This is a genomic window from Nocardiopsis dassonvillei, assembly GCF_964273065.1.
Taxonomy (GTDB): Bacteria; Actinomycetota; Actinomycetes; order Streptosporangiales; family Streptosporangiaceae; genus Nocardiopsis; species Nocardiopsis dassonvillei_B.
The window spans coordinates 492911-506278 of the sequence record NZ_OZ186815.1; the positions used below are offsets into that span (position 1 = coordinate 492911).

At 74.1% G+C, this 13368-nt stretch carries 16 protein-coding genes; 10 read left to right on the forward strand and 6 right to left on the reverse strand.

What is annotated here, in order from left to right:
* Window positions 1–198: 198 nt before the first annotated feature.
* Window positions 199–642, forward strand: coding sequence for an iron chaperone (locus ACSUPR_RS02430; RefSeq protein WP_436889150.1), 444 nt, complete (start codon window positions 199–201; stop codon window positions 640–642).
* A gap of 27 nt (window positions 643–669) precedes the next feature.
* On the opposite strand, the gene ACSUPR_RS02435 is transcribed toward ACSUPR_RS02430, so the two are convergent.
* The gene (locus tag ACSUPR_RS02435) at window positions 670–3465 is read right to left on the reverse strand and encodes an ATP-binding protein (RefSeq protein WP_436889152.1); all 2796 of its coding nucleotides are present in this window, start codon (window positions 3463–3465) and stop codon (window positions 670–672) included.
* A gap of 103 nt (window positions 3466–3568) precedes the next feature.
* Between ACSUPR_RS02435 and ACSUPR_RS02440 the strand changes: the two genes are divergently transcribed.
* Window positions 3569–4381 carry a metalloregulator ArsR/SmtB family transcription factor gene (locus tag ACSUPR_RS02440; RefSeq protein ID WP_436889154.1) on the forward strand — a complete coding sequence of 271 codons (813 nt, stop codon included), beginning with the start codon at window positions 3569–3571 and terminating at the stop codon, window positions 4379–4381.
* 35 nt (window positions 4382–4416) lie between these two features.
* Window positions 4417–5016, forward strand: a complete 600-nt coding sequence (locus tag ACSUPR_RS02445; protein ID WP_436889156.1) for a dihydrofolate reductase family protein — start codon at window positions 4417–4419, stop codon at window positions 5014–5016.
* A 45-nt stretch (window positions 5017–5061) separates the two neighbouring features.
* Here ACSUPR_RS02445 and ACSUPR_RS02450 read toward each other — a convergent pair whose 3' ends face one another.
* The gene (locus ACSUPR_RS02450; protein ID WP_436889158.1) at window positions 5062–5487 is read right to left on the reverse strand and encodes a hypothetical protein; all 426 of its coding nucleotides are present in this window, start codon (window positions 5485–5487) and stop codon (window positions 5062–5064) included.
* A 149-nt stretch (window positions 5488–5636) separates the two neighbouring features.
* Here ACSUPR_RS02450 and ACSUPR_RS02455 point away from each other — a divergent pair, with 149 nt between their 5' ends.
* From ACSUPR_RS02455 to ACSUPR_RS02465, 3 genes are read left to right on the forward strand one after another with little or no spacing between them, the layout of a single operon-like run.
* Complete coding sequence (locus tag ACSUPR_RS02455; RefSeq protein WP_436889160.1) at window positions 5637–6281, forward strand: DUF998 domain-containing protein; 645 nt, start codon at window positions 5637–5639, stop codon at window positions 6279–6281.
* A gap of 42 nt (window positions 6282–6323) precedes the next feature.
* The gene (locus ACSUPR_RS02460; RefSeq protein WP_436889161.1) at window positions 6324–6695 is read left to right on the forward strand and encodes a YciI family protein; all 372 of its coding nucleotides are present in this window, start codon (window positions 6324–6326) and stop codon (window positions 6693–6695) included.
* The gene (locus ACSUPR_RS02465) at window positions 6692–7927 is read left to right on the forward strand and encodes an RNA polymerase sigma factor (protein WP_436889163.1); all 1236 of its coding nucleotides are present in this window, start codon (window positions 6692–6694) and stop codon (window positions 7925–7927) included. The genes ACSUPR_RS02460 and ACSUPR_RS02465 overlap by 4 nt, the downstream gene beginning before the upstream one ends.
* A gap of 56 nt (window positions 7928–7983) precedes the next feature.
* Here ACSUPR_RS02465 and ACSUPR_RS02470 read toward each other — a convergent pair whose 3' ends face one another.
* Window positions 7984–8394: a RidA family protein gene (locus ACSUPR_RS02470; protein WP_436889165.1), complete on the reverse strand. Its 411-nt coding sequence runs from the start codon at window positions 8392–8394 to the stop codon at window positions 7984–7986.
* Between the two features lie 82 nt (window positions 8395–8476).
* Between ACSUPR_RS02470 and ACSUPR_RS02475 the strand changes: the two genes are divergently transcribed.
* Window positions 8477–8854, forward strand: coding sequence for a winged helix-turn-helix transcriptional regulator (locus ACSUPR_RS02475; RefSeq protein WP_436889167.1), 378 nt, complete (start codon window positions 8477–8479; stop codon window positions 8852–8854).
* Window positions 8855–8928: 74 nt separating this feature from the next.
* Here the strand turns inward: ACSUPR_RS02475 and ACSUPR_RS02480 are convergent, their stop codons facing one another.
* Window positions 8929–9093: a DUF397 domain-containing protein gene (locus ACSUPR_RS02480; protein ID WP_436892211.1), complete on the reverse strand. Its 165-nt coding sequence runs from the start codon at window positions 9091–9093 to the stop codon at window positions 8929–8931.
* A 386-nt stretch (window positions 9094–9479) separates the two neighbouring features.
* Between ACSUPR_RS02480 and ACSUPR_RS02485 the strand changes: the two genes are divergently transcribed.
* The 3 genes from ACSUPR_RS02485 to ACSUPR_RS02495 all read left to right on the forward strand — a co-directional run bounded on the left by ACSUPR_RS02485 (window position 9480) and on the right by ACSUPR_RS02495 (window position 12005).
* On the forward strand, window positions 9480–9833 hold the full coding sequence (locus ACSUPR_RS02485) for a hypothetical protein (protein ID WP_436889169.1): 354 nt from the start codon (window positions 9480–9482) through the stop codon (window positions 9831–9833).
* Between the two features lie 136 nt (window positions 9834–9969).
* Window positions 9970–11523 carry a serine/threonine-protein kinase gene (locus ACSUPR_RS02490; RefSeq protein WP_436889170.1) on the forward strand — a complete coding sequence of 518 codons (1554 nt, stop codon included), beginning with the start codon at window positions 9970–9972 and terminating at the stop codon, window positions 11521–11523.
* Between the two features lie 95 nt (window positions 11524–11618).
* A complete protein-coding gene (locus ACSUPR_RS02495; RefSeq protein ID WP_436889172.1) occupies window positions 11619–12005 on the forward strand; it encodes a DoxX family protein in 387 nt (128 codons plus the stop codon).
* A gap of 31 nt (window positions 12006–12036) precedes the next feature.
* On the opposite strand, the gene ACSUPR_RS02500 is transcribed toward ACSUPR_RS02495, so the two are convergent.
* Together ACSUPR_RS02500 and ACSUPR_RS02505 are read right to left on the reverse strand one after the other, a co-directional pair.
* Entirely contained in the window at window positions 12037–12672 is a 636-nt protein-coding gene (locus tag ACSUPR_RS02500) for a Fic family protein (RefSeq protein ID WP_436889174.1), read from the reverse strand.
* Entirely contained in the window at window positions 12665–13360 is a 696-nt protein-coding gene (locus ACSUPR_RS02505; RefSeq protein WP_436889176.1) for a hypothetical protein, read from the reverse strand. The genes ACSUPR_RS02500 and ACSUPR_RS02505 overlap by 8 nt, the downstream gene beginning before the upstream one ends.
* Between the last annotated feature and the right edge of the window lie 8 nt (window positions 13361–13368).

Genomic DNA, 13368 nt, shown 5'->3' on the forward strand with positions numbered 1-13368 from the left:
GCATAGATGCTAGCTCATATATGTGTGTAGTCCAATATGAGCATGTTCATCTACGGTGCGGGGCGCCCACGGGGCGTGTTCCGTGGTGGCCTCCGTGGTCACCACGGAGGCGCCACGCGCTCCCGCCGGGAAGGATGGTGGTCACACGGGGCCGGGAGGATCCGGACCGGACACCACCCACGACGACGGGGAGAGACCATGGCGGACAAGGGCTACGAGGGGTTCAGCGCCGAGGAGCGGGCCGCGATGAAGGAGCACGCCCAGGAGCAGAAGAAGGCGGCGCGGCGGGCCACGCGTGAGGAGAAGGCGGCCGAGGCGGTGCGGGACGTCCTCGCCAAGATCGCCGAGATGCCGGACGAGGACCGGGTCCTGGCCGAGCGCGTGCACGCGATCGTCACCCGTGACGCGCCGGCGCTGGCGCCCAGGACCTGGTACGGGATGCCCGCCTACGCGCTGGACGGCAAGGTCGTCTGCTTCTTCCAGAGCGCGGCGAAGTTCAAGGCGCGCTACGCCACGCTCGGGTTCAACGACTCCGCGCGGCTGGACGAGGGCCCGATGTGGGCGACCGCGTTCGCCCTGACCGAGATCGACGACGAGGTGGAGAAGCGGATCTCCGAGCTGGTCGTGCGGGCCGCGGGCTGAGGTCCGGCGGTGGCCCGGGCGGGCCGCTCACGTTCCGGGGGCCAGCCCCAGGGCGGCGAACGCGGCCTCCCCCGCGGCGCGGTGCCCTCTCCCGGCGAGCACCAGGGTGCGGGCCGCCTGGTAGGGGCAGCCCGCCGCCTCGAAGGCGGCCACGGTCGCGAGCACGCCGGACGTGTCGCCCTCGAGCAGGGCCTGCGCCCGCTCCACCTGGGCGGAGGCGACCGGGTCGCCGACCACCGCGGCCCGGGCCGCGTCGACCAGTCCACGGGCGTCGGCGCGCCCGGCGAGCACCGCCGCCTCCGCCCGCAGTGCCGTGTACCAGTGCAGCCACACCCAGCACACCCACTTCCACACCCGCTCCGGCTCGGGGGCGACACGCTCGAACGCGGCGTCGGGGTCCGCGTGGTGGAGCAGGAGCAGGGCGTCGAAGACCGCGCCGTAGCCCAGGCGGTGGTCGTCCCCGGGCCCGGCCCGGTCGATGACCTCGAGCCAGTCCGCCCGGGCGTCGGGGTCGCCGCGCAGGCCGTGGACCATCGCCACCGCCGCCGCGGCCGGGCCCAGGGAGCGGGACCGCAGGCGGCCGCTCTGCCGCCAGGCCTCCCGGAACCTCTCGGCGCCCGCGAGCACACCCCCGACCTCGCCCGCGAGCGCGTTCGCGACCAGGAGCCAGGAGGTGGCGTGGTGCCCCGCCTCGGACAGCAGCGGGTGGTCGGCGATCCGCCGGCCCCACCGGCGGGCCCGGGGCAGGTCGCCGACGCCGATCGCGGTCGCCGCGGCCATGGCGAGGGCGTCCATCAGCTCGTGTGTGGCGGCGGGCGAGGGCGGCACGCGGTCCAGGATCTCGATCCGGCGCCGGGCCGCCTCGGCGGAGGCGAAGGAGTCCCCGGCCCAGCACTGGGCGCCGGAGAGCGCGTCCAGGGCGGCTGACTCGGCCAGCGGGTCCCCCGCCTCGCGGGCGAGGCGGACGGCGTGCCGGGCGCTGGCCACCGTCTCCGACGCGGGGTTGTCCGGCTCCCCCTGGAGCGCCCCGAAGGCGTCCGCGGCCACCGCGGCCTCGGCCAGGGCGAGCGCCGCCAGGGAGGCCGGGGAGTCGTCGGCCAGTTCGCGGGCGCGCGCGAGCGCCTCCGCCACCTCCTCTGCCGGGGGCAGGTGCGCGAACGACGTGGAGAAGCGGTAGGCGACCACGGCCGAGTCGAGCAGGTCCCGTGCGGCCGCGACGCCGTCCCCGGCGCGTTCCGCGGCCAGGGCGGCCCAGCGGTGCAGCCGGTAGGCGTCGCCGTCCAGGCCGCGGCACCCGGCCACCGCGGCGGCGCTGCGCAGGGCCGCGACGGCGGGGCCTCCCCTGTCGGCGAGCCCGGCCGCCTGCACGTACCGCTGCTGGGCCTCGCCGAGCAGGGTGCGGGTAAAGGCCAGGCCGCCCATGGCCAGGGCGAGCCGGTGGGCCCCGGCGCGGTGTTCGGGCCGGTCGGCGGCCCAGGTGAGGGCGGCGCGCAGGTCCTCGGCGCTGTCGTCGAAACGGCTGCGCCAGTCGGCTCCCCCGGGTTCTTCCAGGTCGGCGGCGCGGGCCAGGCACCAGTCCAGGTGCCGGGAGCGGACCCCGGCGTCCTCGTCCGTATCGGCCAGGAGCTCCGCCCCGTACTGGCGGATGGTCTCCAGCACGTGGTACCGGGTCCCGGTCGCGGAGGGGGCCACCGAGAGGAGACTGTGCTCGGCGAGCCTGCCGAGTCCGTCGACGACGGAGGCCGCGTCCAGCGGGTCGAACCCGGCGACCTCGGCGGCGGACTCCGGGGTGAAGGGCGCGACGAAGACCGAGACGCGGCGCAGCAGCGCCCGGTCCCGCGGCTCGAGCAGGCCGTGGCTCCAGTCCAGGACCGCGCGCACCGACCGGTGCCGGTCGTCGGCACGGGATCCGCCGGTGAGGATCCTCAACTGGTCGGCGAGGCCGGCCATGAGGCCGTCCGGGCCGAGCGTGGACCACCGGGCCGCCGCGAGTTCGATGGCCAGGGCCATTCCGCCGAGCCGCTCGCAGACGGCCGCGACCTGTGCGCCCACCGAGGTGCCGGGCGGCGGGCCGACCGCCGAGGCGCGCTCCATGAACAGGGCGGCCGCCTCCGAGTCCTCGCCGCCGTCCAGGGACAGCGGCGGGAGCGGGAAGGCCCGCTCGAAGGGCACCATCAGGCGGACGCGGCTGGTGACGACCACGTGCAGCCGCGGGCAGGCGCCCAGCAGCCGCTCCAGGAAGGGGGCGACCCCCTCGCGCACGTGCTCGCAGTTGTCCAGCACGAGCAGAGCCCGCCGGTCGGCCAGGGCGGCGCGGACCGCGTCGTCGAGGCTCTCGCCGGGGCGCTCGCCCACGCCGACCGCGGCGGCCACGGCCGCCCCCACCCGCCCGGCCTCGGTGAGCGGGACCAGGTCGGCGAACCACACCCCGTCGGGGAAGTCGTCGGCGGCCTGCGCGGCCACGGCCAGGGCCAGCCGGGTCTTGCCCACCCCGCCGGAGCCGACCACGGTGACCAGGCGGTGGCCGCGGATCTCCTCGGCCAGGGCGCGGCGCTCGCCGACGCGGCCGACGAACGTGGTCAGCGGCACGGGAAGGGCGGGGGCCGTCCGGCCCGGCCGCTCGGCGCGGGAGCGCTCGGCCGCGGTGCGGGCGAGCGCCCTGCGGTCGGGCAGGCCGAGTTTGCGCAGCAGCGAGGAGACGTGCGACTCGACGGTGCGCACGGAGATGACCAGCCGTGCGGCGATCTCCGCGTTGCTCAGGTGCTCGCCGAGCAGGGCGAGCACCTCCGCCTCCCGGGCCGAGATCTCTGTGGTGGTGGGCACCGGGCCATTATTCCGGCTTCTCGGGCGGGTTCGGCGTGAGCGCCCGCCCCCTAGGCCAAAATATTCCTTGACAGGAATATTCCCCTTCGTGAATACTGAGGCCATGCACGAACGACTGGAGGCACTGGGTGAGCCCGCCCGGCTGCGCATCGCCCGCATCCTGGCGGAACGCCCGCTGTCGGTGGGCGTGGTCGCCGAACGGGCGGGACTGCGACAGCCGCAGGCGACCAAGCACCTGCAGCGGCTGGAGCGGGCGGGCCTGGTGGCCTCGCACCGGTCCGGCAACCGGCGCATCTACGCGCTGGAGCCCGGCCCCCTGCGCGAACTCGCCGAACTCCTGGGCGGGCTCGCCGACTCGGCACAGGAGAACAGAGGGGCCTTCGACGCCTACACCTCCTCCCTGGCCGCCGAGGCGCGCGCCGCCGACCGGGAGCACTGGGCCGACGAGCGGGTCTTCTCCTTCCGGCGCCTGCTGGCCGCGCCGCGGGAGACCGTGTGGCGCCACCTCACCGAGCCGGACCTGCTCGCCCGCTGGTGGGCGCCGGACGACCTGGCCGTCACCGAGGCCGCGCTGGAGGCACGGCCCGGCGGGCGTGCGGTGCTGGTCTACCGCGACGCCGCCGACACCACCGGAGCGGACGGCGTCGTGGGCCGGGCCGAGGGGGTGGTGGACGAGGCCGCCGAGGGCGAGCGGATCGCGTTCCGGCTCTCCCCGCTGCTGCCCGGGGGCGGCGCCGCCTTCACCGGCCACTACCGGTTCGACCTCACCGACACCGACGGCGGGACCCGGCTGGGCGTGCGGCTGCGGATCACCGACAGCACCGTGGCCGCCGCCGACTTCGTCGCGGGCATCGGGGTCGGCTGGGAGCAGTCCCTGGACAGGCTCGCGGCCGCCGTCGCCCACGAAACCACGTGAACCCGCACCCCTTCCGACATACGACGGAGCAGAACATGACCGAGCACACCGGCCGCAGGGTCGTCGCCAACATCAGCCTCAGCCTCGACGGCAGGTACTGCGGCCCCGGCGGCCCGCAGGACCACATGTGGGTGGTTCCCTACGCCGTGACCGACCTCGCCCGCGACCACCTCACGGACCTGTGGCGCACCGCCACCACGGCGGTGATGGGCCGGGTCAACGCCGAGGGCTTCATGGGCTACTGGCCGCCGGTGGCCCACGACGAGTCGGCCGACCCCCGCGACCGGGGATTCGCGGACTGGCTCGCGAACACCGAGAAGGTGGTCCTCTCCGGCACCCTCGCCGACTCCCCGTGGGAGGGCGCGCGGATCGAGGACGCGCCCGCCGCCGAGGTGGTCGACGGGCTCAGGGCACAGGAGGGCGGGGACATCCTCGTGCTGTCGAGCGCGAGCGTCATCAGGGCGCTGCTCGCCGCCGACCGGGTCGACCGGCTGGCGCTGGTGCTCGTCCCCGAGTTCGTCGGCGGCGGGCCGCGGCTGTTCGAGGACGGCCTGCCCGCGGAGAAGTGGTCCCTGGCCTCCCACGCCGCGGGCGGGCACGGGGCGGTCACCCTGGTCTACGACCGCCTGCGCTGAAACGCCGCCGGGGCCCGCACCCTCCGGTGCGGGCCCCGGGCGGCCTCAGACGCGGGTCATGGTGGAGTCGTAGCCGCCCCCGCCGGGGTAGACCCACGCGCCGGTGACGGTGGAGCCGTCCGCGGAGAACTCCCCCCGGTAGTGGGCGGGCCCGCCCCGGGCCCCCGCCCAGATGGTCAGCGTGTCGCCGACGAGCTCGTAGACGTAGTCGAAGGTGTTGCCCCGCGCGTCGTAGAACCGGGACACCACGTCCGCGCCGACCGGCTCGCCGAACGGGTGCAGGTTGCCGATGACCTCCAGGCCGGTGACCGGCTCGCCGAACTGGCTCAGTTCCACGTGCTGGAGCAGGAAGAACCCGCCCTCCATCCACTCGTACCGCACGGTGCCCTCGGCGCCGCCGGTCACCGCCCAGGTGCCGACCAGCCGGTCCAGGGCCGTGACCGCTTCGCTCGGCCGGATGCTCTCGTCCATGTCGTCCTCCTCGATCGGGTTGCACGGACACCTCGGGGCCGCGGCCCGGACTTCGACACCTCCGAACTGTGACTCGCGTCACACTTCGTGGGTGTCGAGATCTCCGAGGCGGCCCCGAGGTAACGGCGAGAACCCACCGAGGAGGACACATGAGCACCGTCACCACCACCGCCCCCGTGACCGGCCGGCGGCCGGCCCGGCACCTGCTGACCGCCGGGGCCCTGGCCGGGCCCGTCTTCTTCACCTCGGCCCTCGCCCAGATCCTCACCCGCGAGGGCTTCGACCTCACCCGGCACCCCATCAGCCAACTGGCCACCGGCGACCTCGGCTGGATACAGATCGCCACGTTCGTGACCGCCGGGGTCGGCGTGCTGGCCCTGGCCGCGGGCACCGCCCGCACCCTCGCCGGGGGCCTCGGGCGGCGGGCGCTGCCGGTGCTGGTCGCCGTCTTCGGGGCCGGCCTCGTCGCCGCCGGGGTGTTCACCATGGACCCCGAGTACGGGTTCCCGGCCGGCACCCCCGACGGCCCGGTGGCACAGATGTCCTGGCACGGCATCGCCCACTCGGCGGCCGCCGCCGTCGCTTTCACCGCGCTGGCCGCGGCCGCCGCCGTGCTCGCCGTCCGCCACGCCCGCCGCCGGGCGGTGCTCCCCGCCGTACTCAGCGGGTCGGCCGCCCTCGTGCTGCTCATGCCGGTGTCCCCGGACCACATGAGCGTCCAGATCGCCCTCAACGGCCTGGTCGCCTTCGGCTGGACGACCGCCCTGGCCCTGTGGCTGCGCCGTGCCGCCTGATCGGCTACCTTGCCCGCACCAACGACGGAAACGAGGAACACCGTGAAGTACCTGCTCCTGGGCTACACCCCGGCCGACGCGTGGGACCCCGCGACCGCCGACACCCCCTCCGAGGACGCGCTCGCCGCGTTCGCCGCCTACCAGAGGCTCGAGAGGGAGCTGCTCGACAGCGGTGAACTCGTCGCGACCGAGGGGCTGGGGCACCCCGCCGTCAGCACCACCGTCCGCCGCTCCGCCGAGGGGGTGGTCGCGACGGACGGGCCGTTCGCCGAACTCAAGGAGGTGCTGGCCAGCTTCGCCGTGATCGAGGTGTCCGGCCACGAACGCGCCGTCGAGATCGCCTCCCGGATCGTGGAGGTGCTGGGGGAGCCCGTGGAGATCCGGCCGATCATGGGTGAGGACTTCACGGCATGAACCCCGACATCGAGCACCTGCTGCGCACCGAGGCGCCGCAGGTGCTCGGCGCCCTGGTGCGGCGTTTCGGGCGGTTCGACATCGCCGAGGACGCGGTGCAGGAGGCCCTGCTGGCCGCGAGCCGGGCCTGGTCCGAGGAGGGCGTCCCCCGGGAGCCGCGCTCCTGGCTCATCAGGGTCGGCTACCGCAGGATGGTCGACCTCCTGCGCTCCGACCAGGCGCGGCGCCTGCGCGAGCAGCGGACGGCCGAGGCGGTCCTGCGCGATCCCGGGATGTCCGCGCCCGCCGCGCCGGAGACCGACGACAGCCTCACCCTGCTCCTGCTGTGCTGCCACCCGGCGCTGAACCCGGCGGACCGGGCGGCCCTCACCCTGCGAGCGGTGGGCGGACTGACCACGGCCGAGATCGCGCACGCCCACGGCACGACCGAGGCGACCATGGGAACGCGCATCAGCCGCGCCAAACAGCGGCTGGTCCGCTCCGGGGCCCGGTTCACCCCGCCCACCGACGAGGACTTCGGACAGCGGCTGACGTCCGTGATGCAGGTGCTCTACCTGATCTTCAACGAGGGGTACACGGCCACGACCGGGGACTCGCTGACCCGCACGGACCTGTCCGGGGAGGCGATCCGGCTGGCCCGCATGCTCCGGGACCTGCGGCCGGACGACGGCGAGGCGGCCGGGCTCCTCGCGCTGATGCTGCTCACCGAGGCCAGACGGCCTGCGCGCACCGGACACGACGACGAGCTCCTGACCCTGGACGCCCAGGACCGGACCCGGTGGGACCGCGCCCTGATCCGGGAGGGGGCCGAGGTGCTCGACGCGGCCTGGGACCCCCAGGAGACGGGACCGTACCGGTTGCAGGCGGCCATCGCGGCCGTGCACGCCGCGGCCCCGTCCCCGGAGCTGACGGACTGGACCCGGATCGCGGTGCTGTACCTGTGGCTGGAGCGCCTCTCCCCCAGCGCCCCGGTGCGGCTGGCGCGGGTGGCGGCGGTCGCCCGCGCCTACGGAGCGGAGCGGGGGCTGGCCCTGCTCGCGGACCTGGACCGGCGCCACGGGCTGGCCGGGGATCCGTTGACGCGGCGGAGGTACCCGGCGGTGCGGGCCCACCTGCTGGAGGAGACCGGGGACGCGGCGGGCGCCGCCGCGGACTACCGCGCCGCGGCCGCCCTGGCGGCCAACCCGGTCGAGGAGAGGTACCTGCTCGACCGGGCGCGCCGCCTCGCCTGAGCCGTCCGGGCGGACCCCGGACGGAACCCGCTGAGGGGCGTCCCGCGGCGTCGCGGTCAGTCCAGCAGGGCCGTGGCCTCCAGTTCGACGAGCACGTCGGGCTCGAAGAGGTGGTCCACGCCGATGAGCGAGGCCGGGGGCATCGGGCTCGGCAGGCCCAGCTCCGCCGACGCCTTCTCGACGCCCTCCATGAAGGCACCGATCTTCTCCGGCTCCCAGTCGGTGACGTAGAAGGTCAGGCGCAGGACGTCCTTGAAGGTCGCGCCCGCCCCGGCCAGGCCGGTGGCGGTGTTGCGCAGGACGTGCGCGACCTGCCCGGCGAGGTCGCCGGGGGCCAGCGGGGAACCGTCGGCGGCGCGGGCGACCTGGCCGCTGACGTGCACGTGCCGGGTGCCGGTCCCGACGGCGACGTGGTGGTAGGGGGTGGGCTGCATCATGCCCTCGGGGGTGAAGTGGCGGACGGCCATGGAGGTCTCCTCGTGACGGTTGCCGAAGTGGTTTACCCTTGGTACCTGGTAGCCGAAGGAAACTTCAACGAGACCAGGTGTCATGACGGATACCGCCCCCCGGGCCCACGACGCCCTGGAGATCACCGCACCCCACCGCGAGCTCCTGGACCAGGTCCTGGACAAGTGGTCGCTGGAGGTGCTCGCCGCACTGTGCGAGCGCCCCTGCCGGTTCAACGAGCTGCGCCGCGCGATCCCCGCGGTCACACAGAAGTCGCTCACCGCCACCCTGCGCCGCCTGGAGCGCAACGGCATCGTGGAGCGGGAGGTGGTCGCCACCCGGCCGGTCGCCGTCGTGTACCGGATCACGCCCCTGGGCAAGTCGATGCGCGATCCGGTGGACGTTCTGCTCGGCTGGATCCGGGAGCACACCCCCGAGATCGAGCGGGCCCGCGAACGCTTCGACGGCGCCGAGAGCTGATCACCACCGTGGCCGCATAGAAACGGCCCCCGGCGTGGGAGCCAAGGGCCGTTCGTGTCCATAGAAGGGGGGTGTCAGCGTTCCGCGCGCAGCAGCGCCGCCCATTCGGCCGCGGGGAAGCTCAACGTCGACCGCTCCCTGTTCTGGGTGTCGCGGACGAGAGTGGCGGAGCCTTCCTTCACCTCGACGCAATGCGCGCCGTCGTTGCTGTACGAGCTCTTGTGGAAACCTTCAGGCAGGTCACGTACCAAGGACTCTACCGCCACGGTCTCCTCCGGCCTTTCCGCAAGGATGTTCCCGCCGAAATGGTCGGATGACGCCACCGCCTTGTCGAGTTTCTCCACATTGGCGCGGACCGGGAATTTGTAGCTGTTCTCCCATCGGGAGATTGTCGAAATCGCGAAGTTCGTGATGGATGCGAATTTCCTTAGCGTATGACCCGCTTGCCGACGCTCGTTCCGAAGATAAGAACCGAAGGCCAGAGGAATCGCGTCCACTTCCCGGGACGCCAGAGGTGGTCCGGTCACGTTCCCGAACTTATCGAGCTTGTTCCAGTGGGCGTCATGGCTTTTGCGATACATCTTCCTGACTGTGGAACACCGCTCACAGGGGGCACCTTGGAGGCATGAACAGCACTGAACAGAAGCAGCCTCGACAGGACGCCCTCGCCGTGGAACCGCCGCGGACCAAACTCGCAATCGCCGCAAATGCATTCCACAAGCGATCGCTCGACATGCGCCAGAACTGGCACCGGTTTCCGTGGACGCGAGGACCCGAGACAGAACCCTGCCTGATCGGGCCCGCGTACCTGGGGAACGTCATCATCAGCGTGACCGCCGACGGCATGTACACCTTCGAATCGCATTCCGAAGTATGGGAGGACGTCCACCCCGCCTACCCGGAATTCCTGGTGGACGCCGTCATAGAGGCCCGCGCCGGAAAAGTGTTCCCGCTGCCCCGACGGAAAGCCCGCGAGTAGCCCGGACTCCTCTACCGCGTGCGCGGGGACGGACCCGCAGGTGTTCCCGAGGCAGGCCGAACATCTCGGCCGCATGGCGGGATGCCCGGCACCGCAGGGCCTCGCGCACACGGCCGCCCCGCGCTAACGTCGCCGCATGCGAAACGCCCCCTCCCCCGCGGCCCTCGAACGCGGCCTGCTCGCCGCGGATGAAGCCGCCCCCGCCATGGCCCCCTTCGTGATCATCGCCATCGCCCTGGCCGCCGTGGTCGCGGTCGCGGCGCTCGTCGCGGTGCTGCGTTCCAGGGGTGGGTCCGCGTCCGGAGCGAAGGCGCCGCCGGGCGATCGTGTCCCACCCCCTCCGACGACACCCGCCCGACCCGCCGGAGACGCCGGGGGAGACATCTCGCGGGTCGGCCCCTACCGGTTGCACCGACGCCTGGGAGCCGGCGGCATGGGCCGGGTCTTCCTGGGCACCTCGCCGGGCGGACGCACCGTCGCGGTCAAGGTGGTCCACCCCGACCTGGCCGACGACCCGGCCTTCCGCCGCCGCTTCGCCACCGAGATCGCCGCCGCCCGCAAGGTCGGGGGCTTCTACACCGCGCAGGTCGTGGACGCCGACCCCGACGGAGACCCGCCCTGGCTGGCCACCGCCTACATCCCCGGCCCCTCCCTGCACGAAGCGGTGCGCGACCACGGCCCGCTGCCCCCGGACGCGGTCGCCGCACTGGGGGCCGGGCTGGCCGAGGGGCTGAAGGCCGTGCACTCCCAGGGCCTGGTCCACCGCGACCTCAAGCCCGGCAACGTCATCCTCGCCTCCGACGGACCCCGTCTCATCGACTTCGGCATCGCCCGCGCCCTGGACGCCACCTCCCACACCCGGACCCACACCGTGCTGGGAACCGCCGCGTTCATGGCCCCCGAACAGGTGAAGGGAGAGGAGACCGGACCGGCCTGCGACGTGTTCGCCCTGGGATGCGTGCTGGCCTTCGCCGCCACCGGGCGCAGCCCTTTCGGGGAGGGCTCCGCCCATGCGGTGACCCACCGCATCGTCTACGCCGAGCCCGACCTGTCCGGGCTGCCCGCTCCGCTGGCGGACCTGGTCGCCGCCTGCCTTGCCAAGGACCCGGCCGCCCGTCCCGCTCCCGACCGTGTGCTGGAGTGGGCAGCGACTACAACATCCCCGCCCGGTGCGGGAGGCGGCTGGCTTCCCGAGGCGGTCACCGAGGTCATCGCCCTGCGCACCACCCGGGTCCTGGAGACAGCGGCGCCCGAGCGGCTTCCGACCTCCATCGAAGCGGTTCCCGGGGGCGCCCCGCCCGTACGGACCAGTGGCAGAGCCGCCGGGACCGTGGCGGCGGCGCTGCTGAGCCTCGTCCTGCTCCCCGCCCTCATCATCTCCACCGGCCAAGCCATCGACGTCGGGTCGGTGGCGCCCGCCGAGGCGACGGTGTACGCGATGCTGGGCAGCGCCGCGGGGGTTCTGCTGGCGGTCGGCGCGGTGCTATTGCTCCTGCGCAATACGGCGGGACGGTGGCTGGTCGCGGTCGGCGGCACGGGGCTGGCCCTCCAGGCGGCCAACACCGCCCTGTTCACGGGGAACCTGGTCGGCCTGGTGTTCCAGGTCGCCCTCCCCGTGACCGTGGCCGTCGCGATCGCCACCGTCCTGCTCGCGCTGCTTCCCCTGGCCAGAGGTCGGCGCACCGGCTGACCCCGGTCGGCGACGGAGAATCGTCGCCGGGATCCCGTCACATCCGACGCGGGCGCGGTGTCTCCATGGGCGGAACAGAACCAGGAGAGGTATCCGTGAACACCGCACTGTGGATCGTCGCCGGACTGCTCGCCACCGCCTACTTCTTCGGCGGCGGCGGCAAGGTCGTCATGAACAAGGAGAAGATCTTCGCGGCCGGGGCCAGCGCCCACTGGGTCGAGGACTTCCGCCCCGGCACCGTGAAGGCCATCGGCGTCCTGGAGGTCCTGGGGGCCGTAGGCCTGGTCCTGCCCCCTCTGCTGGGCATCGCGCCGGTGCTGGCGCCCCTGGCCGCCGTCGGCCTGGCGCTGATCATGGTCGGCGCCGCGATCACGCGCCTGCGCCGACGCGAGTTCAGGCTGATGGCGCTCGACCTGGTCTATCTCGCTCTGAACTGCTTCGTGGCGTGGGGCCGCTTCGTCGCCGAGCCCTTCCCCGGCTGAGCCTGTGGCCGTGCGGTTCCCCGTGCCCGCCTCAGGTGCGGGGACCGCGCCGCTGCGTCCGGCGGCGGGCCGTGTCGATGAGGAGCGCCAGCAGGTCCGCCAGCCCCAGCGCGCCCTCGGGGTCGTCCGCGTACCGTGCCACCCGCCGTACCGGCCCCACCTGGTCGAGTGCGACGCCCTCGCGCGCCAGCAGGAACACCAGGGCCAGGAACGCCGCCCGCCCGTTGCCGTCCCCGAACGGGTGGAAGAAGCACACGTCCAGGTAGGCGCGGGCCGCCCGGGCGGTCAGCGGGGCCCCCGGTTCGGCGCCCTGCCCCAGGCACGCGTCGAGCCTCTCCCGCAGGTCCGGGAGCGCTCCGTAGCGCTCGCGCCCCGCCTTGGCGAAGGCCTCCCCGGTGCGCAGCGGGGCGGTCCCGCCCAGGACGTGCCGCTGCCACCCCTGGAGCAGGCCGAACGTCAGCGGCACCTCCGCGGCGGTGTCCGCGCGGACCCGTTCCAGTGCGGCGAGCATGCCCGCCGCCCGCTCCGGCGAGCGGGCGCGGTCGAAGGTGCGGATGTCGTGCGCCGCCCCGTCCCGGACCGGGACGAGCGGCCCGGCCACCGCGCGCGCCCGGCCCCAGGGCACCTCCTCGCGCACCGCCAGCCAGGTGAGCAGCGCGTCAGCCATCGTCGGCGAGCCGTTCTGCCAGGTCCAGGACCGCGCTGTCCCCCGGCCGGATCCAGCTCTCGAACCGCCCGCCGATCGCCGCGTGCACCTGCTCCCGCGCGGTCCCGGCGTCCGCACCCCACCGGGTCAGGTACCAGGTCAGCACCACGGCGCAGTGCCCGTACCAGGCGTCCCCCGCACCGGTGCGGTCCACCACCGCGTTCACCAGGTGGCCGACCGCCCGTTCCCGGTTGCGCCGCCGGTCCTCGGCGGAGGCGGCGTCCGGCGGGTACCGGTCGAACCGCTCCACCAGCTCCTCCAGCCAGGCCCGCCACTCGCACAGCGCCGCCGCGACCCTCTCCAGGGTCTCCTCCGGCGTGGTGACCGAATCGCTCGCGCAGCACCAGCCCGCGACCGGTCCGCCGCCCACGTCCGCCTCGTCGTTCCCCCACCGCCACCCCGTGGCCCAGCGCCCGTACCGAGCCACCAGGGCGGCGGTCATGTCGTCGATCCACACCCGGGCCACGTCGTGGGACCAGTCCGAGAACGCCGGGTCGGGGACGGACTCCCGCCGGGGCCGGGTCGGTGCCCGCGCCGCCGGCTCCAGCCCGCGCACCGCCTCCAGGGCGGCACCCGGGTCGAAGGGGTGCCGGGCCGGGTCGGCCTCCTCCCAGGTCAGGTCGTAGGGCAGCAGTGCGAGGTCCGCCATCGTCACTC